General features: G+C 71.0%; 20 protein-coding genes. 5 read left to right on the forward strand and 15 right to left on the reverse strand.

Features of this window, described 5'->3' with window-relative positions; all coding sequences use genetic code 11:
* Positions 1-4: 4 nt before the first annotated feature.
* From ABZ906_RS14510 to ABZ906_RS14530, 5 genes are all read right to left on the reverse strand, one after another.
* The gene (locus ABZ906_RS14510) at positions 5-1,450 is read right to left on the reverse strand and encodes a SidA/IucD/PvdA family monooxygenase (RefSeq protein WP_361188614.1); all 1,446 of its coding nucleotides are present in this window, start codon (positions 1,448-1,450) and stop codon (positions 5-7) included.
* The gene (locus ABZ906_RS14515) at positions 1,447-2,838 is read right to left on the reverse strand and encodes an aminotransferase class V-fold PLP-dependent enzyme (protein WP_361381892.1); all 1,392 of its coding nucleotides are present in this window, start codon (positions 2,836-2,838) and stop codon (positions 1,447-1,449) included. The genes ABZ906_RS14510 and ABZ906_RS14515 overlap by 4 nt, the downstream gene beginning before the upstream one ends.
* Before the next feature lie 211 nt (positions 2,839-3,049).
* Entirely contained in the window at positions 3,050-5,563 is a 2,514-nt protein-coding gene (gene pepN, locus ABZ906_RS14520) for an aminopeptidase N (protein WP_361381895.1), read from the reverse strand.
* 55 nt (positions 5,564-5,618) lie between these two features.
* On the reverse strand, positions 5,619-5,999 hold the full coding sequence (locus tag ABZ906_RS14525; RefSeq protein ID WP_361381898.1) for a chorismate mutase: 381 nt from the start codon (positions 5,997-5,999) through the stop codon (positions 5,619-5,621).
* Between the two features lie 11 nt (positions 6,000-6,010).
* The gene (locus tag ABZ906_RS14530; RefSeq protein WP_361188625.1) at positions 6,011-6,919 is read right to left on the reverse strand and encodes an AraC family transcriptional regulator; all 909 of its coding nucleotides are present in this window, start codon (positions 6,917-6,919) and stop codon (positions 6,011-6,013) included.
* A 136-nt stretch (positions 6,920-7,055) separates the two neighbouring features.
* Between ABZ906_RS14530 and ABZ906_RS14535 the strand changes: the two genes are divergently transcribed.
* Entirely contained in the window at positions 7,056-8,846 is a 1,791-nt protein-coding gene (locus ABZ906_RS14535; RefSeq protein WP_361381901.1) for a beta-galactosidase family protein, read from the forward strand.
* Positions 8,847-8,916: 70 nt separating this feature from the next.
* On the opposite strand, the gene ABZ906_RS14540 is transcribed toward ABZ906_RS14535, so the two are convergent.
* Both ABZ906_RS14540 and ABZ906_RS14545 read right to left on the reverse strand, forming a co-directional pair.
* Entirely contained in the window at positions 8,917-12,009 is a 3,093-nt protein-coding gene (locus ABZ906_RS14540; RefSeq protein WP_361381904.1) for an endo-alpha-N-acetylgalactosaminidase family protein, read from the reverse strand.
* A gap of 420 nt (positions 12,010-12,429) precedes the next feature.
* Complete coding sequence (locus tag ABZ906_RS14545; protein WP_361188632.1) at positions 12,430-13,227, reverse strand: serine protease; 798 nt, start codon at positions 13,225-13,227, stop codon at positions 12,430-12,432.
* 244 nt (positions 13,228-13,471) lie between these two features.
* Here ABZ906_RS14545 and ABZ906_RS14550 point away from each other — a divergent pair, with 244 nt between their 5' ends.
* Positions 13,472-14,407, forward strand: a complete 936-nt coding sequence (locus ABZ906_RS14550; RefSeq protein WP_361381907.1) for a hypothetical protein — start codon at positions 13,472-13,474, stop codon at positions 14,405-14,407.
* 27 nt (positions 14,408-14,434) lie between these two features.
* Here the strand turns inward: ABZ906_RS14550 and ABZ906_RS14555 are convergent, their stop codons facing one another.
* The 4 genes from ABZ906_RS14555 to ABZ906_RS14570 form a co-directional block, all read right to left on the reverse strand.
* A complete protein-coding gene (locus ABZ906_RS14555; RefSeq protein WP_361381910.1) occupies positions 14,435-15,298 on the reverse strand; it encodes a pentapeptide repeat-containing protein in 864 nt (287 codons plus the stop codon).
* 118 nt (positions 15,299-15,416) lie between these two features.
* Complete coding sequence (locus ABZ906_RS14560; RefSeq protein WP_361381913.1) at positions 15,417-17,060, reverse strand: DEAD/DEAH box helicase; 1,644 nt, start codon at positions 17,058-17,060, stop codon at positions 15,417-15,419.
* Between the two features lie 95 nt (positions 17,061-17,155).
* On the reverse strand, positions 17,156-17,359 hold the full coding sequence (locus ABZ906_RS14565) for a cold-shock protein (protein WP_361188643.1): 204 nt from the start codon (positions 17,357-17,359) through the stop codon (positions 17,156-17,158).
* A gap of 235 nt (positions 17,360-17,594) precedes the next feature.
* A complete protein-coding gene (locus ABZ906_RS14570; RefSeq protein ID WP_361381916.1) occupies positions 17,595-18,443 on the reverse strand; it encodes an MFS transporter in 849 nt (282 codons plus the stop codon).
* A gap of 131 nt (positions 18,444-18,574) precedes the next feature.
* Between ABZ906_RS14570 and ABZ906_RS14575 the strand changes: the two genes are divergently transcribed.
* Both ABZ906_RS14575 and ABZ906_RS14580 read left to right on the forward strand, forming a co-directional pair.
* Positions 18,575-19,591, forward strand: coding sequence for a tyrosine-protein phosphatase (locus tag ABZ906_RS14575; RefSeq protein WP_361381919.1), 1,017 nt, complete (start codon positions 18,575-18,577; stop codon positions 19,589-19,591).
* Positions 19,591-20,322 (forward strand): glucose 1-dehydrogenase, encoded by a 732-nt coding sequence (locus tag ABZ906_RS14580; RefSeq protein ID WP_361383167.1) that lies wholly within the window; start codon positions 19,591-19,593, stop codon positions 20,320-20,322. The genes ABZ906_RS14575 and ABZ906_RS14580 overlap by 1 nt, the downstream gene beginning before the upstream one ends.
* Before the next feature lie 209 nt (positions 20,323-20,531).
* Here ABZ906_RS14580 and ABZ906_RS14585 read toward each other — a convergent pair whose 3' ends face one another.
* Together ABZ906_RS14585 and ABZ906_RS14590 are read right to left on the reverse strand one after the other, a co-directional pair.
* Positions 20,532-21,632 carry a hypothetical protein gene (locus tag ABZ906_RS14585; protein ID WP_361381922.1) on the reverse strand — a complete coding sequence of 367 codons (1,101 nt, stop codon included), beginning with the start codon at positions 21,630-21,632 and terminating at the stop codon, positions 20,532-20,534.
* Between the two features lie 14 nt (positions 21,633-21,646).
* On the reverse strand, positions 21,647-21,865 hold the full coding sequence (locus ABZ906_RS14590) for a hypothetical protein (RefSeq protein ID WP_361188653.1): 219 nt from the start codon (positions 21,863-21,865) through the stop codon (positions 21,647-21,649).
* A 123-nt stretch (positions 21,866-21,988) separates the two neighbouring features.
* On the opposite strand from ABZ906_RS14590, the gene ABZ906_RS14595 reads away from it, so the two are divergent.
* Complete coding sequence (locus ABZ906_RS14595) at positions 21,989-22,888, forward strand: chitosanase (RefSeq protein WP_361188655.1); 900 nt, start codon at positions 21,989-21,991, stop codon at positions 22,886-22,888.
* A 24-nt stretch (positions 22,889-22,912) separates the two neighbouring features.
* On the opposite strand, the gene ABZ906_RS14600 is transcribed toward ABZ906_RS14595, so the two are convergent.
* Positions 22,913-23,746: a carbohydrate ABC transporter permease gene (locus tag ABZ906_RS14600; RefSeq protein WP_361188658.1), complete on the reverse strand. Its 834-nt coding sequence runs from the start codon at positions 23,744-23,746 to the stop codon at positions 22,913-22,915.
* The gene (locus ABZ906_RS14605; protein ID WP_361381925.1) at positions 23,743-24,738 is read right to left on the reverse strand and encodes a sugar ABC transporter permease; all 996 of its coding nucleotides are present in this window, start codon (positions 24,736-24,738) and stop codon (positions 23,743-23,745) included. The genes ABZ906_RS14600 and ABZ906_RS14605 overlap by 4 nt, the downstream gene beginning before the upstream one ends.
* Positions 24,739-24,756: the final 18 nt, after the last annotated feature.

Below are 24,756 nucleotides of genomic sequence, written 5' to 3' on the forward strand. Positions count from 1 at the left end.
GCGGTCAGTTCTTGAGGCGGACGAGGTTGCTGCGCTGTTCGCCGATCGTGCCGGCGGTGGTGGGGCGGGGGCGGGGGTCCTGGAGGCCGAAGCTGGTGAAGGCCGTGCGCTGCGGGAGGGGGTAGGGGGAGGTGCCCGTCAGGGTGTTGAGGATGCTGGCGCTGCGCCAGGCGGCGAGGCCCAGGTCGGGGGCGCCGACGCCGTGGGTGTGGCGTTCGGCGTTCTGTACGTAGATGTTGCTGCCGCTGCCGGTGACGGAGGGGTCGAGGACCAGGCGGTACTGCTCGTCGATGCGGGGGCGCTCCGAGGAGTCGCGGCGCATGTACGGGTCGAGTCCCGCGAGGAGCTGGTCGAGGGGGCGTTCGCGGTAGCCGGTGGCGAGGACGACGGCGTCCGTGGTGAGGCGGGAGCGGGTGCCTTGCTGGAGGTGTTCCAGGTGGAGTTCCACGCGGGTGGTGCCGACGCGGCCCGCGGTGCGTACGGAGACGCCGGGGGTGAGGACGGCGTCGGGCCAGCCGCCGTGCAGGGTGCGTTGGTAGAGCTCGTCGTGGATGGCGGCGATGGTGTCGGCGTCGATGCCTTTGTGGAGCTGCCACTGGTGGGGGACGAGGCCGTCGCGTACGGATTCGGGCAGGGAGTGGAAGTAGCGGGTGTAGTCCGGGGTGAAGTGTTCCAGGCCGAGCTTGGAGTACTCCATGGGTGCGAAGGCTTCGGTGCGGGCCAGCCAGTGGATCTTCTCGGTGCCGGTCGGGCGGTGCTTGAGCAGGTCGAGGAAGACCTCGGCTCCTGACTGGCCCGAGCCGATGACGGTGATGTGGTCGGAGGCGAGCAGTCGCTCGCGGTGCAGGAGATAGTCCGCGGCGTGGATGACGGGGACCGTGGGGGCGTCCGCGAGGGGTTTGAGGGGGTCGGGGACGTAGGGCGCGGTGCCGACGCCGACGACGATGTTCTTCGTGTACGTCCGGCCGAGCGCCTCTGCTTCTCCGTCGGCGTCGAGCTGGGTGAAGTCGACTTCGAAGAGGTCCCGTTCGGGGTTCCAGCGCACCGCGTCGACCTGGTGCCCGAAGTGCAGCGCGGGGAGGTTCTCGCTGACCCAGCGGCAGTACGCGTCGTACTCGGCGCGCTGGATGTGGAACCTCTCGGCGAAGTAGAAGGGGAAGAGCCGCTCGCGGGATTTGAGGTAGCTGAGGAAGGACCAGGGGCTCGCCGGGTCGGCGAGGGTCACCAGGTCGGCGAGGAAGGGCACTTGGAGGCTGGCGCCGTCGATGAGGAGCCCCGGGTGCCAGTGGAAGCCGGGCCGCTGTTCGTAGAAGGCGGCGTCGAGTCCGGTGAGGGGCTGGGCGAGGGCGGCGAGGGAGAGGTTGGAGGGGCCGATGCCGATGCCGACCAGGTCCCGGGGGTCCTCGGGGGTGGTGAGCGGCGGGGCGGGCTTGTCGTTCTGGCCGGTCATCGGGGGGTGGTTCCTTCCACGAGCTTCAGGAGCTCGGCGAGGTCGCCGGGCCGGGTGTGGGGGTTGAGCAGGGTGGCCTTGAGCCAGCGGCGGCCGTCGATTTTGGCCCGGCCGAGCACGGCGCGGCCCTGGCCGAGCAGTTCGCGGCGGACGTAGGCGATGTGGTCGTCGTCGGCGCCGGTGGGCCGGAACAGGACCGTGCTGATGACGGGCCGGTCGTGCAGCTCGAAGCCGGGGTGGGCGGCGATGAGTGCGGCGAACTCCTCCGCCTGTGCGCAGACCTGGTCGACGAGGGCGCCGATGCCTTCTCGTCCCAGCGCTTTGAGGGTGACGGCGATCTTGAGTACGTCGGGCCTGCGTGTGGTGCGTACGGAGCGGCCGAGGAGGTCGGGCAGGCCCGCTTCGGTGTCGTCGCCCGCGTTGAGGTAGTCGGCGTGGTGGCCCAGTGCCGTGAGGTCGTGCGGGTCGCGGACCAGGAGGAGACCGGCGGCGACGGGCTGCCAGCCGAGTTTGTGCAGGTCGAACGTGATGGTGTCGGCGCGCTCCATGCCGCGCAGGAGCCCTTTTCGTGCGTCGCTGAAGAGGAGCGGGCCGCCGTATGCCGCGTCGACGTGGAGTCGGGCGCCGTGGCGGGCGCAGAGGTCGGCGATCTGGTCGAGGGGGTCGATGAGTCCGGCGTCGGTGGTGCCCGCGGTGGCGGCGACGAGGAGTGTGCCGGGTGGTCCTGTGAGCCGGGTCAGTGTCTCGTCGAGTGCGGTGGGGTCGAGGACGCCGGCGGGCGCGGGGACGGTGACCGGTTCCGGCATGCCGAGCAGCCAGGCGGCGCGGGCGAGCGAGTGGTGGGCGTTGTCGCCGGTGATGAGCCGGACGGGGCCGTGTGCGGCGGTGCGTTCGCGGGCGAGGAGCAGGGCGAGCTGATTGGACTCGGTGCCGCCGGTGGTGACGAGGGCGTCGCCTCTGCCGGTTCCGTAGGCCCGGGCGGCGAGGGCGCGGGTGACCAGGGTCTCGATCTCGGAGGCCGCGGGTGCCTGGTCCCAGGAGTCCATGGAGGGGTTCAGCGCGGACGCGGCCAGGTCGGCGGCGACGGCGAGCGCGAGCGGCGGGCAGTGCAGATGTGCGGCGCACAGCGCGTCGGCGGGGTCGGCGGCGCCTTCCGCGAGGGCGTGCAGCAGCGTGCGCAGGGCCGCTTCGTCGCCTTCGCCGCGGTCGGGCAGGACCTCGCCCGCGGCCTCGCGCACCCGGGCCGCGACGGCGGTGGGCCCGCCCGCCGGGATCGGCCCGCCGCGGGCGCTCGCCCCGGTGCGCAGGGCGTCCAGGGCGGCGGCGAGCAGCGGCCGCAGCGCGTCGGGTCCGTGGGCGCCTCCGGCGAGGGGCGGCGGAGTGCTCATGGGCGATGTCCTTCGGGTGCGCACGACTGGGACACCAGCCTGTCTGCCGAGCAGGCCGCATGCCCCGAGACCTCGGCGAACCGAACCCGAAAGTGGTACTGCCGTGCGGAGAAAGCGCGTTGGCACGGGTGATGGTGCTAGGCGCTCCGCGCGGGTGAGCGGTGATGGACCTGCGGGCCGGTGGGGGCCGGTCGCGCAGTTCCCCGCGCCCCTAGCGGGGCGCCCCCCGTACCCGCAGGGCCCTTGCCAAGTCGTCCAGTTGGTCTGCCAGCTTGCGGCGCAGGGCCGGGATGGGGGCGGCGTCGCGCAGGCATTCCTCGCCCAGGCGGAGGGTTTCGGCGTCGACCGCGGAGACGGGGAAGGCCCAGCGGCCCGCGACGTCGGCGATGGCGGGGCCGCGCCGGGCCGCGAGGGCGACCGCGTCCTCGTAGTAGCGGGGGATGTACTCCCGTACGAGATCGGCCTGTTCGGGCTGCCAGAAGCCCTGGGCGGTGGCGGTGAGGAGGTAGTTCGAGAGGTCGTCCGAGGCGAACATGGCCTCCCATGCGGCGCGCTTGGCCTCCGGGTCGGGCAGTGCGGCGCGGCAGCGGGCGGCGCCTTCCTGGCCGGTGGCGCTGGGGTCGCGCTCCAGTTCGGCGGCGATCGCGGACTCGTCGGCGGCGCCCAGGACGGCGAGGCGGGTCAGGACGCGCCAGCGCAGCTCGGGGTCGAGCTCGGGGCCGCCGGGGACGGTGCCCTCGGTCAGCCACTCCTGGAGCGGGTCGGGGCGGGCGGCGACGTCGATGAAGCCGCGTACGGCGGTGAGCCGCAGGCCGGGGTGGGAGCCGTCCTCGGTGCGCCGGATCAGGTCGCGGCACAGCTCGGTGAGGGTGGTGAGGGCGGCGGGCCGCTGGTCCGGGGTCAGGTAGCGGCCCGCGACGTGGGCGGTGGCGAAGGCGAGGACGCCCTGGACGAGGGCGAGGTCGGTCTCGTCGGGCAGGTGCGCGCGGGCGGTCTCCAGATAGGCGGTGCCTTCGAGTTCGCCGTCGCGGACCATGTCGCGCAGGCTGTTCCACAGGACGGCGCGGGTGAGCGCGTCGGGGACCCGGGAGAGGCTGCGCAGGGCCGTCTCCATGGAGGCCTCGTCGAGGCGGATCTTGGCGTACGTGAAGTCCTGGTCGTTCGGGACGATCAGGGCGGGGCGTCCGCCGTCGCGGGGCGCCGTGGGCTCCCCGGAGTGCGGGACGTCCGTCTCGTACCGCTCGCGCAGGACCAGGCCGCGGGTGTCGGTGAGGTCGCGGTCGTACACCCCGACGGCGACGCGGTGGGGGCGGCTGCCTTCCCGGTCGACGGCGAGGGTCCACTCCCTGGCGTCGTGCGTGACCGTCGAGGTGAGCGTGTCGACGCCGGTGGTGCGCAGCCAGGCGTCGGCCCAGCCGTGCACGTCGCGGTCGGTGTTGTGCGCGAGGGAGTCGATGAAGTCGGCGAGGGTGGCGTTGGAGAACTTGTGCCGGGCGATGTGGGTGTTGATGCCGGCGAGGAAGTCCTTCTCGCCGAGCCAGGCGACGAGCTGGCGCAGCGCGGAGGCGCCCTTGGCGTACGAGATGCCGTCGAAGTTGAGCATCGCGGACGCGGTGTCGGGCACGGCGTCCGGGTCGGGTGCGACGGGGTGGGTGGAGGGGCGCTGGTCGGCGTCGTACCCCCAGGCCTTGCGGGCGACGCCGAAGTCGGTCCAGGTGTCCGTGAAGCGGGTGGCTTCGGCGGTGGTCTGGAAGCCCATGTACTCGGCGAAGGACTCGTTCAGCCAGATGTCGTCCCACCAGCGGAGGGTGACGAGGTCGCCGAACCACATGTGGGCCATCTCGTGCGCGATGACCATGGCGCGGGTCTGCCGCTCGGTGTCGGTGACGGCCGAGCGGTAGATGAATTCGTCGCGGAAGGTGACGAGTCCGGGGTTCTCCATCGCTCCGGCGTTGAACTCCGGGACGAACGCCTGGTCGTACGAGTCGAAGGGGTAGGGCTCCTCGAACTTCTCGTGGTACCGGTCGTAGCACGCGCGCGTGACGTCGAGGATCTCGTCGGCGTCGGCGTCCAGGAAGGGGGCCAGGGAGCGGCGGCAGTGGATGCCGAAGGGCAGTCCGCGGTGTTCGGTGCGGACCGAGTGCCAGGGGCCGGCGGCGACGGCGACGAGGTACGTGGAGATCAGCGGGGTGGGCGCGGCTCGCCATGTCCCGCCGCCGACGTGCTCGCTGACGCCGTTCGCGAGGACCGTCCAGCCTTCCGGGGCGGTGACGGTCAGCTCGAAGACCGACTTCAGGTCGGGCTGGTCGAAGGCGGCGAAGACGCGCTGCACGTCCTCCATGAACAGCTGGGTGTACGCGTACTCCTCGCCGTCCGTGGGGTCGGTGAAGCGGTGCATGCCCTCGCCGGTGCGGGAGTAGCGCATGGCCGCGTCGACGCGCAGTTCGTGCTCGCCCGCGCCGAGTCCGGTCAGCGGGAGCCGGTTCCCGTCGAGGTCCGCGGGGTCCAGCGGCTGCCCGTCGAGGGTGACGGAGCGCAGCTCGGCGGGCTTGAGCTCGACGAAGGTGTCCACCGTGACCGCGGGCTCGCCGAGCGCCGAGAACCGGATGACGGTGAGGGAGTCGAAGGTCTCGGCTCCCCGGGTCAGATCCAGCTCCACCGTGTACCGGTGGACGTCGATGAGACGGGCTCGGGTCTGCGCTTCGTCGCGCGTCAGTACGGACATGGCTCCATGCTGCCTGATGTCACCGACAACGGTGCGGGGAGCCCGGACATCGGGCTCAGGACGACTTGGCGATCGTCTCGTGGTGGCGGATGACCTCCGCGATGATGAAGTTGAGCAGCTTCTCGGCGAACGCCGGATCCAGCTTCGCGTTCTCCGCGAGCTCGCGCAGGCGGGCGATCTGGCGGGACTCGCGGGCCGGGTCGGCGGGCGGGAGCTGGTGGTTGGCCTTCAGGTGGCCGACCTGCTGGGTGCATTTGAAGCGCTCGGCGAGCATGTGGACGACGGCGGCGTCGATGTTGTCGATGCTGTCGCGCAGGCGGGACAGCTCGGCGCGCACGGCTGCGTCCGCGGCGTCCGCGGCGTCCGTGGCGTCCCGGGCGTCCTTGGCGTCCGTGGCCCCGGCGCCGTTCGCGTCACTTGTGTGGCTGGTGGTCATGGTCCACGAGCCTACGTCGTGGGTCCTTCGCCGCCGACGGCGGAAGAGCGCAAAATCGGCGGATCGTCGGGGTCGGGAATCTGCTGGGACCAGCCGCCCGGCACCGCCCGTCCCTGCTGCTCGCGGAACCGGACGGGCGCCGTCCCCACCCGGCGCGTGAAGAGCCGCGAGAAGTAGGCGGGGTCGTCGTAGCCGACACGGCGTGCGACGGCCGCGACCGGCAGCTCCGTGGCCGCGAGGAGCTCCTTGGCGCGCCCCAGGCGGATGCCGAGGAGGTAGTCCTTGGGGCTGCAGCCCGCGCCCCTGCGCACCGCCGTGCGCAGCTCCGCGGGGGTCATGCCGTGGCGCCCCGCGTGCTCGGCGACGGAAAGTGGCTGGAAGGCGTCGCGGGCCAGGGCCTGGAGCACCGGGTCGCCGTCGGGGGCGATGTCGGCGCGGGCCCTGCGCAGCGCGACGAGGAGTTCGTGGACGGCGGCGCCCGTCTCGACCTCGAGGAGCGGGTTGCCGCGCCGTGCCGCGCGCGCGATGCGCCCGACGGCGGCCCGCGCGCCCGTCGCGTCGGAGAGCGGCACCACGGGCCGGTCGGGCTCTATGTAGCCGAGTTCGGTGTACGTCGTCGTGGCGGGCCCGGTGAAGTCGACGAAGCATTCGTCCCAGCCGCTGTCCGGGTCGGCCCCGTAGTGGTGGCGTACGCCGGGGGTGAGCCAGATCAGCGCGGGCGCGGTGACCTTCGTGCGGCTGCCGTCGGGTGCCAGGAACCAGCCGCCGCCCGCGCTCACGACGACGGCCACGTGGTGGTCGAGGGTGCGCGGGCCCACGGTCGGCAGGAGGCCGTGCTGGAGGCCGACGCCGAGGCAGGCGAGGCCGAGGCGGTGGTGGGCCGGGCTCGGCGTGAAATACCGCATCCAGGTGTGGTACATCCGCTTGTGCCCCTTCCGTCCGGGCCGCGGCCCGTTCGCTGCGTCCAACCGACCTCGATCTTTGTCCATGGACCCCGCCGCCCGCCAGAGGTGATCGTGGCGGACGGTACATGAGCGAGAGGGACACAGGGACGCAATGAACGGCTTCAGGGTGGGCGAGGACGATTTCGAGCTGGACGGGCGGCCCGTGCGGCTGCTCTCCGGAGCGCTGCACTACTTCCGGGTGCATGAGGCCCAGTGGGGCCACCGTCTGGCGATGCTGCGGGCGATGGGGCTCAACTGCGTGGAGACGTACGTCCCGTGGAATCTGCACGAGCCGCATCCCGGAGAGTTCAGCGACGTCGGGGCGCTCGGCCGCTTCCTGGACGTCGCCGCGGACGCGGGCCTGTGGGCGATCGTCCGGCCGGGGCCCTACATCTGCGCCGAGTGGGAGAACGGCGGTCTGCCGCACTGGCTGACGGGCGCCGTGGGGGCACGCGCGCGTACCCGTGACGCCGAGTACCTGGGGCACGTGGACCGCTGGTTCGGCCGCCTCATGACGGAGGTCGTCCCGCGCCAGCACGACCGGGGCGGCCCCGTGATCATGGTGCAGGTGGAGAACGAGTACGGCAGCTACGGCTCGGACCAGGTCTATCTGCGGCACCTTACGGAGCTGCTGCGCACCGAGGGTGTGAGCGTCCCGCTCTTCACGTCCGACGGCCCCGAGGACCACATGCTCACCGGTGGCTCCGTTGCCGGCGTCCTGGCGACCGCCAACTTCGGCTCGCAGGCCGGGGCCGCCTTCGAGACGCTGCGCAGGCACCGCCCGAAGGGGCCGCTGATGTGCATGGAGTTCTGGTGCGGCTGGTTCGACCACTGGGGCGCGGAGCACGTCGTACGGGATGCCGCGGACGCAGCGGACGCGTTGCGCGAGATCCTGGAGTGCGGGGCCTCGGTCAACCTCTACATGGCGCACGGCGGCACGAACTTCGCCGGGTGGGCGGGGGCGAACCGGGGCGGCGGCGCTCTGCATGACGGCGTCCTGGAGCCGGACGTCACCTCGTACGACTACGACGCGCCGGTCGACGAGTTCGGGCGCCCCACGGAGAAGTTCCGGCGCTTCCGCGAGGTGCTCGCCGCGTACGCGCAGGGGCCGCTGCCCGAGCTGCCCGCGCCGCCGCCCTCGCTCGGGGCGCACGTTCCGGTCGGCCTCACGGAGTGGGCGCCGCTGTCCGCCGTCATGGATTCGCTGGGCGGCCCCCGGGCGGAATACGCCGTACCGCCCACCTTCGAAGAGCTCGACGTCGACCGGGGTCTGGTCCGGTACTCGGTGACGGTGCCGGGCCCGCGGCAGCCGTACCCGCTGAGCGTGCGGGGGCTGCGGGACAGGGCCGTGGTGTACGTGGACGGGGAGCGGGCGGGTGTCCTCACCGAGGCGGAACCGGCGCTCCCGGAGCCTGTGGCGGGGCACGCGCGCGTGGAGCTGTGGGTGGAGTCCCTGGGGCGGGTCAACTACGGGCCGCGGACCGGTGAGGCGAAGGGCATCACCGGCGGGGTGCTGCACGAGCGGCAGTATCTGCACGGGGTGGAGGCCAGGGGGCTGCGGCTCGACGCGTTCTCGTCGGGGGACGCGGTGCGGGGGGTTCCGGTGTCCGGAGAGGCAGCGGCGGGCCGCCCCGGTCTCTATCGCGGCACGGCGGAGGTGGGCGCCCCCGGTGACGCCGTCATCGAGCTCCCGTCCTGGACGCGGGGGTTCGTGTGGGTGAACGGCTTCAATGTGGGCCGCTACTGGTCGGCGGGCCCGCAGACCTCGCTGTTCGTCCCCGGTCCCGTGCTGCGGGAGGGCGCCAACGAGGTGTGGGTGCTCGAACTGGAGGGTGTCGACGGGCCGGCCGAGGGGGCGGGAGTCTCGCTCGCCCCGCTCCCGCTCGCTCCGGAAACGGACTAGCCGCCCGCCGATCAAGGCCGTGGTCACCCCGTCGGAGAGGCGTTGAAGGGCCTCTCCGACGGGGGGTTCATCAGATCTCGCGCACCTCGAAGGCGTCGAGAACGAACTCCGCGGTGCCGTCGTCGCCGGTCTTGCGCAGCCCGACCCATGCCTCGCCCTTGGCCGGGGCGGTGAACTCGTAGGTCAGGACGGTCGGCTCGGTCGCCACCGGCAGTTCCTTGCGATCGGTCTCGCGGGCGGCGGGCTCGTCCACGGCGGTGATCCAGGCGTACTGTCCCGCCTTCTCGTTCTCGTACCGGAAGGAGACGCGGTAGCGCTTGCCCGCCTCGAAGCGGGCGGTGTGCGGGACGGTGCGGTATACGAGCCCCTTGTTCTCGCCGCGTGACTTGAGGGACTGGGCGCCGTCGATGACGTCGTCGATCGCCTTGCCGTTCCAGCCGCGCTGCGTGAACGGCGCGTGCCGCTGCGCGATGTGCGTACGCGGGTCGGTGACGTCCCCCGCGTCGCCCTTCACGAAGGGCCCCCAGCCCTGCGGCACCCGCTCGAAGTCCTCGGAGACGAGCCGTCCCCCTCCGGGGGAGCCGCCGCCCGGTGCCGGGACGATACGCACGTTGTCGAAGCGCACGCGCGCGTGCCCCTCGTCGGCCTTGAGCGTCAGCTCCGCCGGTCCGCCGCCCTCGGGGACGGTGAAGGGCACGGACATCCGCTGGAACCGGGTGCCGTGCTTGCGGTCGGCCGCCACGTAGTTGCCCGCCGTGGAGGTCCGCGTCCAGTTGGCGGCGGTGACACCGTCGGCGGTGCGCACCTCCAGGGCGGCCTTCCGCTCGTCGCCGGCCTTCTCCCCCACCTCGACCTGTACGGAGGCGACGTACGACCCTGCCTTCAGGCGGCGCAGCCGCTGGCCGACGGCCGCCTTGCCGCCGGGGGCGACGACCAGTTCATAGTCACCGAGTTTGCTGAGCGCCACGGAGGCGGGGCCGGAGACCTTCCAGCCGTCCAGGGAGCCGGAGTTGAAGCCCGGGTCGCGCAGCGGGGTGCCCTGGCCCCAGCCGGGGTCGGGCACGGCGGCGGTACGCGAGCGGTAGAGGACGTAGGGCTGCTTGGCCTTCGCGTCGAGGGTCACCTTGCCGCCGCGCACCGGGACATCGCCGACCAGGACCCGCCCTTGGTCGGTGAGCCGGTACAGCGCGACTTTGCGGAGCCCCGACCAGCCGCGGGGCAGCTCCCAACTCGCTTTCCCGCCCTTGGGGTTGTAGTGGTAGAGCTTGCCGGGGTCGGTGGCCTTGCGCGGCTCCCAGGGAAGCAGATAGCTCCCGCCGTCGTAGACGACACGGCCGTCGGTCTCGATGCGGCGGGTGCCGCCGGTGTCGGAGACCTTCGTCGCGCCCTCCCCGAAGAAACTGATCTCGTGCTCGCCCCACGACTTGATGGGATGGGCCTGGAGATACTTCGCGGGCAGCGAGTCGGTCCAGATCAGATCGTAGAAATAGGACCAGTCGGTCTTTCCGACCCATCCTTCGAAATTACCCATGCGGGCAATGCCCAGAAGTGTCGGCCATTTGTCGGCGAAGACGTCCTTCTGGTGGTTGCGGATGAAGCGGATCAGCCGCGAATTGATGCCTCGCGAGGTGTCAGGTCCGTAATCCGGCTCCGTCGCCCAGTGCGACCAGACCGACGAGCGCTCGAAGCCGTGCCCCCACTCGCTGGTGACGATCCAGCCCTGCTTCCGCAGGACGCGCTGAAGCCGGTCGGACGTCCACCCGGACTCACGGAAAACATCGATGTAAAGGGCATTGAGCGCACCATCGGCTTCTCCCCGCAGATCGGCGAACCGCTTGCCGATATCGCCGGAAACGAGGTCCCGTCGCTGATCGATCCGGTAGCTCTGATCCAGCCAGTCCCACTGCTCGTTTGCCTTGTCGACGAGCTTTTCGGAGAAGGCGTTCGCGACGGGATAGGACTCCGTGGCATTCACATGCACACTAAAGTCGCTGTTCCACTTCTTGCCTTCCCTGACCAGGGTGTTGAGATCGCCGAGGCCGCCCGCGCGCGCGTTGTAGTTGCCCGCGTAATCGGGGTGGGCGGAGTCGTGCCCCTCGGACTGATAGCCCTTGAGCAGCGTGTACTGCCGCAGGCCGTCCGTGGCCAGGTGGATGCGCTTGACGTTGTCGAGGGTCGCGAGGAACGGATTCGTGGCCTGCGAGGCGAAGTTGAACGGGATGTGCGGGACGACGCGCAGATGCTGCTCGTCCGCGCCGAGCGGCTTCACCATGATGTCGCGGAACGCGATGGCGGCGTCCTGCCAGTCGACCTTGCCGTCGCCGTTGCGGTCGCCGGTGACGACGACGGTGGCGTACGGGAGCGGCTCGGTGTCGCCGACGGCGGCGGTGGCCGCGCGGTGCGTCCACTGGCCGGGGGTCAGGCGGGCCTCGACGTAGCCGTCCCTCCTGACGGTCTCGCGCCAGAGCCTGCCGTTGTCCCAGGTGGTTCCGGCCTCGGTGGTGGGCTTGTCGTAGACGGTGTTGGTCTCGACGGCGCCGCCGAGCGTGTCGTGCGCGACGACCGCGTACGCGCATCCGGTGGCCGCTTCTGCCGGGGTGTCGGGGCCCGGCCTGACCTCGGTGTCGCCGCTCTTGGCCTTGTCCAGCTGGATCTTGGCGGCGAGGAGGGCGGCGCCGGGCTGGTCGCTGCGTACGGAGAGGAGGGCGAGGCCGGGGATGCGGAGGGTGCCGACGCGCAGGGCGTCGGTGTCGTCGATCTCCGTCACGCGCCACTGCACCTGGCGCCCCTTCAGGGCGATCTCGACGGTGAGGGTGGTGCCGCCGCCGAGGGCGAGGACGTACTCGATGCGGCTGCCCCCGCTGCCGGTGACGGTCACCTTCGGGGTGTGCGTCACGTCGTCGACCAGGAGCGTGGTGACGGGTTCGGGCTGCGCGTGCAGTACCGCCTTGGTGGCGCGGTCCGTGTACGAGATGACGCGGGGGAAGTCGGTGGCGACCCGTACGTCGAGGTCGGCGGAGCGGAGCACGGCCTCGCCTGCCGTGGCGGGGCTCGCCGCAGCGGCTGCGGTGCCCCCGAGGCCGACGGCTGCGCCGACCCCGGCGAGCGCGCCCGTGGCGACTACGGCTCTGCGGCTCGGCCCTGACGTGTCTGACGGCTGCATGGCACCCCTCCGTGAAACGGCTCTCGGTGCGGTCACCCTCCGCCGGGAGGCGGTTCTCCGCCCATGGACAAAGGGACCCCAGAACTTGGACTAACGGGGTTCCCTTGCCGGGGGCTTGAGCAGCGGGGCCCCTTGCAGGGGGCGTGAGCAGCGGGGTCCCTTGCAGGGGGGCGTGAGCAGCGGAACCCCTTGCAGCGCGCCGAACAACCTCTCCCACCCACCCACCCGATTGCCCCGCGTCGACAGGGCGGGGGGGGCTTGGCCGGGTGGGGGGAGCTCGGCCGGGTGGGGGGGGCTCGGCAGCCGGAACGCCCCGCACCCGCACCCGCACCCGCACCCGCACCCGCACCCGCACCCGCCCCGCGAACGACCGCGAGGCCGGACCAGAGACCCGGTCCGACCCCGCGTTCAAACCTGGCGTCAGAGCTCCGACGCCGCCTTCTCTATGTCACCGGCGAACGTCGACACCTCGGTGTAGACGCCGGGGAACTTGGGGCGGGCGCAGCCGTTGCCCCAGCTGACGATGCCGACCTGGACGTACTCCCCGGCCTCGTCCTTGCGGAACATGGGGCCGCCGGAGTCACCCTGGCAGGTGTCCGTACCGCCCTCCGCCAGCTTGCCGGCGCAGAGCTCCTCACCGGGAGTGAGGTCGTCGCCGTACGCGGCCTCACAGTCCGCGTCGCTGATGAACGGAACCGTCGCCTTGAGCAGGTAGCGCTGCTGCTCGCCACCCTCCTTGTCGGCACCCCAACCGGCGATGGTGAAGTCGCCCTCGTTGAGCTTGTCGTCCTTGGCTATCTTCAGGGTGGGCTGGTCGATCGGCTTCTCGAGCTTGATGAGCGCCCAGTCCTTGCCCTTGCCGTTGTAGCCCGGCGCCTGGAGGACCTTCGTGGACTTCACGGTGATCGCGTCCGAGGACTCCAGGTCCACGACACCACCGGTCGCGGTGATGCTCGTGTTGTCGCCCGAACCGTCCACACAGTGGGCGGCGGTCAGCACGACGTCCTTGGCGTAAAGCGCACCGCCACAGCCCATCGACAGACGGACCATGAACGGGAATTCGCCCTGCTCGGCGGGGGTACCGCCGACGACACGCTCACCCGGGGTGGGGCCGGGGTGCGGGGCCGCGGAAGCGGCGACGGGCTGGAGACTGACACAGGCGAGGGCGATGGCACCGAGGGTGGCGGCTCTCTTGACTCCACGCAGCTTGGTGTTCAACGGGCTTCCCTTCGTGGGGGGTTTCGTGGGGGGTTGCACGCGTTCACGGCCCCACCCCCTCCCCGCGACAGCACGAGAATGGCATGAGCCCGCCAATGCGTTGTTGCGGATTATGGAGATCAGTGTCCGCATAGAGCAAGGGGCGCTTTTCGGCCACGGCCCTGTCGGCGGGCTGGTTCCGACCGGGGTGAAGGGCTCTACAGTGGAACTGAGTTGAGCCGAACCGTCTTCTGGGGGTGCGCACGTGTCGGACGGCGGCCCGGTGGTGCACGGCTACCCTCACCTGGAGACGGTGCGCTCCGCGATCACCGCGCTCTACAAGCGCCTGTCGTACGACACCGTCCACACCTTCGACACCAGCGTCACCCCCGCCGACGTCGCCTTCTCCGACCAGGACGACCTGCATCTGGGCGTGCAGCGGGTGGCGCGCGAGATGGTGCGCCACTTCCGCCTTCCGGACGCCCGCGCGATCGTCAGCTTCCGCGAGATGGAACACGCGGCGAACGTCGAACTCGCCGCAGGGCCCGAGTACTTCATCGAGCTGAACGACCGTTTCCGCACGCACCGCAGGGACATCGGCGCGGCGCTCGCCCACGAGATCATGCACGTCTACCTGCACCGGCTCGACCTGTCGCTCCCCGGTACGCGTGACAACGAAATCCTCACCGACACCGCCACCACCTACCTGGGGGCGGGCTGGCTCCTCCTGGACGCCTATCGCGAGGACGGCGCCTCGTCGCAGAAGCTCGGGTATCTGACGCCGGAGGAGTTCGGTTACGTGCTGGCCAAACGGGCCATCGCGTTCGGTGAGGCGCCGGAGACGTGGTTCACCAGCGCGCAGGCGTACACCGCCTATACGAAGGGGCTCGCGCAGGCCCGCCGCGACGAGCAGCAGCCACCGCTGACGGCGGCGGGGTGGGCGGGGCGGCGGCGGTACGCGAAGGACCGGCGGTACGCGCTGGAGCACGGCTCCGGCGGAGCGGGAGCGGCGTCCCGTGCCGAGGCGTACTCGTTCTCCCGCGAATCGGGCGGGGCGTCACGCGGCCCGTCCGGCGGTTCCGTGCCGCTGCGGGTCTCGTTCCCGTGCCCGACCTGCCGCCAGCGGATCAGGTTGCCCGTACGGGGGCGGACGCGGGCGCGGTGCACGTTGTGCCGGACGGTGCTCGAATGCGACACGTAGAAGCACGGGGGCACGTTCGCCGGTGAACTAGCTCCAGTGCGCGGGGCGCGCAAGGGCCGGCGGAAGTTTGGTCCCGGCGTCGCCCTTCGCGGCGTTCACCTGCGACTGGGTCAGGAAGATGCTGCCGGTGAGGTCGGCGCCCCGCAGGTCCGCGTCCCGGAAGTCCGCGCCGATCAGGTCGGTCTGGCGGAGGTCGGCGCCGCGCAGGTCGGCGGCGATGAGGTAGGCGCCGCGGAGCGTGACGCCCCGGAGGTCGGCCCCTTGGAGACGGGCGCCGAACAGGTCGGCTCCCCGGCGGTCCTTCTTCTTGCGGTGGATGCCGGCGCGTACGAGCTCACTGGTGCGCAGGAGCAGGACGTTGACGTCCTCCCGGTGCGCGGCCACGTCTGTCTCGGCCACGGCAGCGGGGGCGTTCCGGGTGAGGCCGTCGACTTTGTCCAGCGCGCTGCGGAGCTCGGCCCTGATGGGGCGGGCCTGCGGCAGGGCGATCGCCTCGGTCAAGTACCAGAGCAGTTCGTGGAGTTGGCGCATCACCGGGAACACGTCGAACATCTGGCGGGCGCTGTCCGGGTCCCGCCGCCAGTCGGTTCCGCCGTACGTGATCTGCGAGACCTTCTGGCCGGCGCCGAAGCAGTCGTAGACCGTGCAGCCCGAGAAGCCCTTCTGGCGCAGGTTCTGGTGGATGCCGCAGCGGAAGTCCTGCCGGAGGTTGGTGCAGGGGGTGCCCGCGGCCTTGTCGACGGGGAAGTCCGCAGACTTGGAGAAGGTCAGGGCGACGCAGCAGAGCCCGAAGCAACTACCGCAGTCGGCCCGCAGATCCTGCCGTTCATCACCGACGACGGGCAACAACTGACGCTCACGGGAGGGCTGTCGGGGCTGCTTCTCGGTCATCAGGTCGTTCATCCCGTTCGCTCAGGACTGGACGCGGGGAATCAGGTGGGTGGGCGGGAAAGGCCTGTTCGGTGCCCGGCAGCGAGGCACGCAGCCCCGCCGCCGAGCAGCACAAGCACTACGCCGCCTTACGCCCCGCACCGCCCCCGGAGGGACGCCCCCCACGACGCGCACGCCCCGAACCGTTTCCGCCGCCCGCAGCCGGGCGACCGCCGCCCGCGGCAGAGCGACCGCTGCCCGCAGCCGGGCGACCGCCACCCCCGGCGGACGGCTTACCGCCACCCGAGGAAGAGGCCTGCCCCTGCGGGCGGGACCGGCGCTGCCCCTGACCCCCGCCCTGCCCGGCGGGACGCCCCCGCCGCCCGCGCTGCGGCGAAGCCTGCTGCTGCTGCGGGACCTCGATGACCACCGGCACCCCGGACGGCTCCCGCGCGCCGGTGATGCGCGCGAGTTCCTCGTCCGTGGACTTGACCCGCGCCGTGTTCGGGCTGATCTCCGCGTCGGACATCAGACGCGTCATGTCCCGCTTCTCGTCCGGCAGGACGAGCGTGACGACACTGCCCGACTCCCCCGCCCGCGCGGTACGCCCGCCGCGGTGGAGGTAGTCCTTGTGGTCGGTGGGCGGGTCGACGTTCACGACGAGGTCGAGGTCGTCGACGTGGATGCCGCGAGCCGCCACGTTGGTGGCGATAAGGGCGGTGACCTGGCCGTTCTTGAACTGGTCCAGGGTCCGGTTGCGCTGCGGCTGCGAACGGCCGCCGTGCAGCCCCGAGGCCCGTACCCCGTTGGCGAGCAGCCGCTTGGTGAAGCGGTCCACCGCGCGCTTGGTGTCCAGGAACATGATCACCCGGCCCTCGCGGGCGGCGATGCGCAGGGCGACGGCCTTCTTGTCGGTCTCGTCGGCCACGTACAGGACGTGGTGCTCCATCGTCGTCACGGCGCCCGCGGACGGGTCGACCGAGTGCACGACCGGGTCGTCGAGGAACATCCGGACCAGGCGGTCGATGTTCTTGTCGAGCGTCGCGGAGAAGAGCATCGTCTGGCCGCCCTGCTCCACCTGCTTCAGGAGCGCGGTGACCTGCGGCATGAAGCCCATGTCGGCCATCTGGTCGGCCTCGTCGAGGACCGTCGTGCGCACCTGCGAGAGGTTGGCGTCGCCGCGCTCGATGAGGTCCTTGAGACGTCCGGGCGTGGCCACCATGATCTCGGCGCCGCGGCGCAGCGTGCCCGCCTGCTTGGCGATGGAGAGGCCGCCGACGACCGTCGACATGCGCAGGTTCACGGCCGTGGCGTACGGCGTGAGCGCGTCCGTCACCTGCTGCGCGAGTTCACGCGTGGGGACGAGGACCAGGGCGAGCGGAGAGCGCGGCTCGGCGCGGCGGCCGGCGGTGCGGGCGAGCAGCGCGAGGCCGAAGGCGAGGGTCTTGCCGGAGCCGGTGCGGCCACGGCCGAGGATGTCGCGGCCCGCGAGGGAGTTGGGCAGGGTGGCGGCCTGGATCGGGAAGGGCTCGGTCACGCCCTGCGCGGCCAGCGTCTTGAGGAGGGCCTCGGGCATGTCCAGGTCGGCGAACGCCTCGACCGCGGGCAGTGCGGGCGTGATGCTCTCGGGCAGCGCGAACTCACCCTGTACGGGCCTCGCCTTGGGCCGGCCCGGCTTCTTCGCGGCACCCCTCGCCTGGCCGCCGCCGGCCACCGGGGCCTTTCCGCGTGCGTTCGTGGAGCGCCTGCGGGCAGGACGCGCAGGGCGTTCGGAGCGATTCATACGGAAATGCCTTCCTGGGCCTGGTGACAGCACAAGCCGAGGCCCGCACCACTGACGGTGCGGGCCTCGGCTATGAGGTTCGCGTGCTAAGACGTTCAGGCCTGAACGATGTTCTCGGCCTGCAGGCCCTTCTGGCCCTGCGTGACGTCGAAGGAGACCTTCTGGCCCTCGAGGAGCTCACGGAAGCCCGAGGACGCGATGTTCGAGTAGTGGGCGAAGACGTCGGGGCCGCCGCCGTCCTGCTCGATGAAGCCGAAGCCCTTTTCCGAGTTGAACCACTTAACGGTGCCGGTTGCCATGTCAATCTCCTCAACAGGGGCAGAGTAAGGAAAACCACGGAATTGTGGATTCCAAGCGCTGCAATGACCCCCATCACCGGAGAGACCGGAGAAAAACAATAATGCGCCCTCGGAGTTTCCCGTCAGGCGCACCTAAAGTTCATGGGTACCAAAACTGCGACGCATAAGCCTAACACGGACGAGGGACCCCGTGTTCCCGGGTCCCTCGTGCACCGTACGGGGTGGGGGCGCCGCCTTACTCCACTCGCAGCAGCGCCTTGCGCGGCAGCGCCGGGCACAGGACCGCGCAGAGCACGAAGCCGCCCACCACCCAGGGCATGACCGCGGTGAGCGCCTGCGTCAGGCCCGACGAGGCGTGCTCGAAGAAGACCGTGCCGATCACGGCGGCGCCCAGGGCGCCGCCGAACTGCTGGGCCGTCGAGAAGATCCCGGACACCCCGCCAGCGATGTCGGCGGGCACCGCGGACAGGACCACGTTCACCAGCGGCACGACGAGCAGTCCGAGCCCCGCACCGGCCACGAGCAGCCCCGGCACCAGCGGCCACGCCCCGGTGTGGGCCTGCGCGGACGACGTGACCGCCGACCAGACCCAGCCGAAGCCGCCGGCCATCAGGAGCGACCCGGCGGCCAGGACCAGGCGCCCGAATCGCACCGCGAGCCGGTCCGCCACCGGCGCGGTCAGGAAGCCGCCCGCGGAGAACGCCACGGTCACGACGCCCGCCTGCATCGGCGTGTAGCCCTCGCCGCCCTGCAGCCAGATCGCGAAGACGAGGAAGAAGCCCTGCATGCCGAGCGCGAAGAGCAGTTGTACGACGACGCCCACGGAGAACGCGGGGAGCCGGAAGGCGCGGGAGGGCAGCAGCGGCACGGTCCCGCGCGAAGCGTCCCGCCTGCCCTCCACCAGCGCGAGGCCGACGAGCGCGAGCACTCCCCCGGCAATGCAGAGCCAGCCCCACAGCGGCCAGCCGTTGGCGCGGCCCTGCACCAGCGGCAGCACGATCGCGGCCAGCGAGCCCGCGAGGACGAGGCTGCCGGGCATGTCGGGGCGCCCTGCCGAGCGCTCGCGCGAGTGGCCCGCCACCATGTAACACCCCGTCAGCTACCTGCCGCACGCACCTTCCCTGTGTCGGGGCACCCCGCTACCTTCGTCAACCAAACAATCGCTTGGTTGATGGACGAGTGGCCAGGGCGACCGCTACCGAGGAAGGCGGCCCGATGCGCATCACCCGCACACGTACGGCGGCACGTTCGGCGGTACATTCGGCGGCTCGTACGGCAGCCGGAGTCGCGGTCTGCGCGCTCGCCCTGGGCGCACTGCCCGCCGGGGCGGCCCGCGCCGAATCCGCCGCGTCCGCCGCGTCCACCGCGTCCGAGCGCGGTGCGGCCCGGCACACCGCCCCGCTTCACTCCCGCCCGGCAGCCGACGGCGTACGCCTGGTTCCGCTCCAAGGGGCCGTCAATGTCCGGGACTTGGGCGGCTACCGCACCTACGACGGGGAGCGGGTCCGCTACGGCCAGGTCTTCCGCGCCGACGCCCTGGCGAAGCTCACCGACGCCGACGTCACCACCCTCGCGGGGCTCGGCCTGAAGAAGGTCGTCGACTTCCGGGTGCCGGCCGAGGTCCAGAACGACGGCCCCGACCGGCTGCCCGCCGGGCTCACCGCGACGTCCAGGCCCGTCAACGACAACGGTCTCTTCGTCACGCTGATGACCGTGATCGGCTCCAGGGACCCGGTCAAGCAGGAGGAGATGCTGGGCAACGGCAAGGCGGACGCCTTCATGCGCGAGGTCTACCGCACCTTCGTCACCGACGCCTCGAACCGCGCGCAGTTCGCGACGACGCTGCGCGACATCGCCGGGGGCGGCAAAGGATCAACGGGCTCGCCGCTTCTCTACCACTGCACGGCGGGCAAGGACCGCACCGGCTGGACCAGTTACCTGCTGCTGCGCGCCGTCGGCGTCCCCGAGCACACCGCCGTGGGCGACTTCCTGGCATCCAACACCTACCGCGCCGCGTACGACGCGAAGGTACGCGAGGGTCTGAAGCAGGCCGGCCTGATGCAGAACCCCGACCTGCTGATCCCCCTCCAGGAGGTCCGCACCGGCTATCTGGATGCGGCGCTGGCCGAGGCCGAGCAGAAGTACGGCAGCCTGGGCGGCTATCTGCGCAAGGGCCTGGGGCTCGATACGCGGACGATTCTCGCGTTGCGGGAGCGGATGGTCGGCCGGTGATCTCGTACGGGCTCGACGGCAAGGCCGTCCTGATCACCGGCGCGGGTCGCGGGCAGGGAGCCGCCGAGGCGCGGCTCTTCGCGGAGGCCGGGGCGCGGGTCGTGGTCACGGACGTGCGGGAGGAGGAGGGGCGGGCCGTCGCCGAGTCCCTGGGCGATCAGGGTCTGTTCGTACGTCATGACGTCACGGACGCGGCGAGCTGGGCGTCGGCCGTGGCGGCCGGGGTGAGCGCCTTCGGCCGGCTGGACGCGCTCGTCAACAACGCCGCGCTGTGGCGGACGGCGTCCGTGGAGAACGAGACGTACGAGAACTTCGAGGCTCTGGTGCGGGTCAATCTGCTCGGGCCGTTTCTGGGGATCCAGGCGGTGCTGCCCGCGTTGCGGGAGGCGGGCGGGGGGTCGATCGTCAATGTCTCCTCCACGGCGGGGCTCGTGGGGATACGGGGGCATGCGGCGTACGGCTCCACGAAGTTCGGGTTGCGGGGGCTCACCCGGTCATCGGCGCTGGACCTCGCGGAGTACGGGGTCCGGGTGAACTCCGTGCATCCGGGGGCGATCGACACGCCGATGATCTCCTCGGCCTCCGCGGGGCGGGACTGGTCGCATCTGCCCCTCGGCAGGATGGGCCGCCCCGAGGAGGTCGGGGAGCTGATCCTGTTCCTCGCTTCGGAGGCGTCGTCGTACATCACGGGCGCGGAGTTCGCCGTGGACGGCGGGTCGACGGCGGGGTGATTTTCCCCGACCCCGCCCCTTCCCGAAAACCCGCTCGACGCGGGGGTCTTGGTGGACGTCATCACCGGCTCCGCCGAGTTCGTCCTCAAACGCCGGACGGGCTGAAACCCTTCAGCCCGTCCGGCGTTTGAGGCCATCTTGTCGGGGTCTGGGGCGGAGCCCCAGTTTCGGGAAGGGGCGGGATTGGGGAAAGCCCCGCAGGGACCGCTTTACCCCGCCTGCTCCTGGAACGCCGGCAGCTCGAAGATCCGCTCCTTCGCCGCGTCGTCCATCAGCTCCACCAGCGGCATCACCAGATCCCACAGGTCCCGCTTGTCCACCTCCAGGGCAAGCGCGTCCAGGTCGGCCGAAGGCAGCGCCCCCGCCGCATCGGCAACCACCTGCCGGGACTCCCCCGGCAACGCCCCCACCAGCGGCAGGAACTCCGCCCACAAGCCGGTCGCCACCACCGCCCGCACCACCCCGCCGAGCACCTGCGCGTCCCGCAGGGAAGGAAGCCCCGCGACCGCACGCCGCTCCTCGTCCCCGAGGAGCGCCACCACCGGAAGCAGCGCCTCCCAGAGGTCCTGCTCGCTCACCGTCACGACCAGGGAATCCAGCTCCTGTGGCGGACGCGCCGCGGCGAGCGAGGCGATGCGCCCGCGCTGCTCCCCCGGCACCATCCCGGCCACCGCCAGCGCCTCCGGCCACAGCCCCGCCTCCGAGGCCGAGGCGATGACCGACGCGAGGCGCTCCGCGCCCATCAGCTCGATGATCTGCCCGAGCCGTTCGGGCACGTCGATCAGGAAGCCGGTCCGCAGGACCGCCGCGTCGTCCACCTGCGGCAGGATCCGGCGCAGTGAGGAGTCGTGCAGGTAGCCCACGAAGCGGCCCATCGTGAGGTAGTCGCCCCGCTCGGCGAGCGAGACCGCGATCCGCACCACCAGGCCCTCGTCGAGCCGGTCGACGATGCCCTTGATCCTGCGCGGGTCGAGATGCCCGCACGACTCCGCCGTGAACGGCACCGGCAGCTTCTCGATGATGTCCGCGGCCCGCGTCGGTTCGAGGCGTCCGGCGACCCCGGCGGCGAGCCGCGGGCCGAGCGCCTTCTGCGAGATGGCGGCCGCCACCCCGGCGGGAACCAGCTTCGTCGCGGACGCGATCCGGTCCAGCATCTCGGGCGTACGGTCGAACAGCGCGGCGACGCACTGCTCGCGGAAGCGGCGTACGTCCTCGACGGGGAGCGCCCGCAGGAAGGCGAGCCCGTCCGGGTCGACGTCGAGAAGGCGCGCGATCTTCAGGGTCTCCGCCCTGCTCCGCAGCTTGTCCATGACCCGTGCCCTTCCTATCGGAACAGAATGCGGCGTACGGGGCCGCGGGCGAGGGCCGGGACGAGTTTCAGCGCCTCCTCGGCGGCCTCGTTCAGGCCCGACGCGCGGCTCTCGCGCTCGCGCCTGAGCGCGTCGGCCAGCACTGTCAGCTGTTCGGGCGGCAACTGCCCGACGGACTCAGGTGGTTCGTCGCGCAGCTCTTTGCCCAGCTGCTCCCGCGCTTCGGTGCTCATAGGGCCTCCCATGGCCGGGTACGGCACCCGAGACTGATGCGAAATTGACTAATAGTCAATAGAAGCGGCTCCGGGCAGATCCGGAAGGCGCGCTACCGCGAAACCGCACGTAATCTTGTGCGAATGAAACGTGCAGGCCTCCTCCTTCTCGCCGTCGCCCCGGTCGCCACGGTCGCCGTCTATCTCCTGGGCGGGGACTCGGACAGCGATGCCGCCGGAGCCGATCAGCGGGGGCCCGGCACCCAGCGGCCCTACGACAAGGACAAGTCGGCGGCCGAGATCAAGGCCGACGACGAACTGATCGCGGACCTTCCGCCGGGCCTCGCGGCGCCCGCGAAGAAGGAGCTGGCCCAGCAGCTGATAGCCAGCGCGGAGAACTCCACGCTGAACTGGCGCGGGCAGTACGGCTACATCGAGGACATCGACGACGACCACGGCTACACCGCGGGGATCATCGGCTTCTGCACCGGCACGCACGACCTGCTCACCCTCGTCGAGCGGTACACGAAGGACCACCCGGACAACGGCCTCGCCCGTTATCTGCCCGCCCTGCGCAAGGTCGACGGCACGGACTCGCACGAGGGCCTGGACCCCGGTTTCACCAAGGCCTGGAAGGCGGAGGCCGAGGAGCCCGCGTTCCGCAAGGCCCAGAACAGCGCCCGCGACCGCATCTACTTCGACCCCGCGGTCCGCCTCGCCAAGCTCGACGGGCTCGGCACGCTCGGGCAGTTCATCTACTACGACGCGATGGTCCTGCACGGCCCCGGCACCGGGCCGCGCGGCTTCTACGGCCTGCGCGAGGCGGCGCTCAAGGAGGCGGACACGCCCGCGCAGGGCGGCAAGGAGAAGGCGTACCTCGACATCTTCCTGGACATCCGCCGGGCGGCCATGAAGGAGGAGAAGTCGCACCGCGACACGACGCGCGTGGACACGGCCCAGCGGGAGTTCCTCTATGACGGCAATCTGGGCCTGAAGACGCCGCTGACCTGGAAGGTGTACGGGGAGACGTTCAGGGTTCCGTAGCCCCCGAACGCCTCCCCCCGGGGCTCAGCCCTTGACGGCTCCCGCCGCCAGGCCCGAGCCGAGCTTGCGGTGCACGATCACGAAGAAGATCATCACCGGCACGGTGACCAGCGTGGAGCTGGCCATGACCGGGCCCCAGGCCGTGGAGTTCTCACCGAAGAACTGGTAAATGCCGACGGCGGCCGTGTACTTGTCGTTGCCCTTCATGAAGGTGTAGGCGAAGACGAACTCGTTCCACGCCGTGATGAAGGCGAAGATCGAGGTCGCGACGAGTCCGGGGGCGACCAGCGGAAGCAGCACCGACCGGAACATCCGCCACCAGGAAGCCCCGTCGATGTACGCCGCCTCCTCGACCTCCTTGGGGATGGTCTGGACGAAGCCGCGCAGGGTCCAGATCGCGAAGGGCAGCGAGAGCGCGACGTAGACGATCGTCAGGCCGAGCAGCGAGTTGAGCATGTCGTAGTCCCGCATCTGGATGAAGAGCGGGATGACGAGCGCCTCGAGCGGCACCATCTGCACTATCAGGACCATGATCAGTACGGAGGTGCGGAACCGGAACTTGAAGCGGGCCACCGCGATGGCCGCGAAGAGCGAGAGCAGCGCGGCGGCCAGGATCGTGCCGAAGCCGACGAGCGCCGAGTTCAGCAGATACGTACCGAAGTTGCCCTTCTCGAACACATAGGTGAAGTGCTCGAAGCTGATGCCGCTGGGCAGCACGTCCGAACCGCGGGTGACCGCCTTCGGGTCGAGCGCCGTGGAGATCATCCAGTACACGGGGAAGAGCGTGAAGAGCAGCAGCGCGGCGACCGCGACGGGCAGGCCGATGCGTGCGGCGGGTGTGGTGCGGCGGGTCGTCACAGGTCCTCCTCCCCCTGCCGGAACAGCGTGCGGATGTAGACGATCGTGATGGCCAGAAGCAGCAGGGTCAGCAGGACCGCGGCTGCCGCGCCCGTGCCGTAGTCGTTCTTGGCGAACGCCTGGATGTAGGAGAAGACGCCGAGGTTGTAGACCTCTTCGTTGGCTCCGTCGCCGCCCGGCATCAGATAGATCTGGGTGAAGACCTTGAAGTCCCAGATGGTGGAGAGGATGGTCACCACGAGGAAGACCGGCTTGATCGTCGGCACCGTGATGTTCCAGAACCGCTGCCATGCGTTGGCGCCGTCGAGTTCGCTCGCTTCGTAGAGCTCCTTGGGGATCGTCATCAGGCCCGCGAGGACGGTGATGGCGACGAACGGGAATCCGTGGTGCACGACGTTCAGGGTCGCGATCGCGTAGAACGGGCCGCGCTCGGTGAACCAGTTGGTGGTCTCGGGGTCGATGAGTCCGATCGAGCCCGCGATCTGGCTGACCATGCCGTCCTGCGGCTGGAAGAGCCAGATCCAGACGTACGTTCCGGTGACGGCGGGCATCGCCCAGGCCGCGAGGATCGCGATGGAGCAGATGAGCCGCCAGGTCGTGCCGAGGCGGTTGAGCAGCAGGGCGACGAGCGTGCCGAGCGCGACGGTGAGGCCGACACAGGCGATCGCGAAGAACGCCGTGTTGGGCAGGACCGTCTTCCACAGGAGCCCGCTGCCGAGCAGATCGGTGTAGTGGTCGAATCCGGTGTACGTGCCGACGCCGCCGCCGAACTTGACGGCGTAGTCCTGCAGCGAGAGCTTGCCGACCTGGATCAGCGGCCAGAGCAGCAGGCCGGCGAGGACCACGAGGGACGGCGCGAGGAGCAGCCAGGGCCTGGCGAGGGAGACCAGCTTCTTCTTGCGGAGTGCTGCTTCGTGTTCCGGTCGGGTGGCGGGGCGGCGGCGGACCGTGGTGTCTTCCTCGGGCCCGCCGCCGACAAGCGTGCTTTTCACAGTGCCGACTCGCCCTTG

It is taken from the genome of Streptomyces sp. NPDC046925 (assembly GCF_040644915.1).
In the GTDB taxonomy this organism is placed as follows: Bacteria; Actinomycetota; Actinomycetes; order Streptomycetales; family Streptomycetaceae; genus Streptomyces.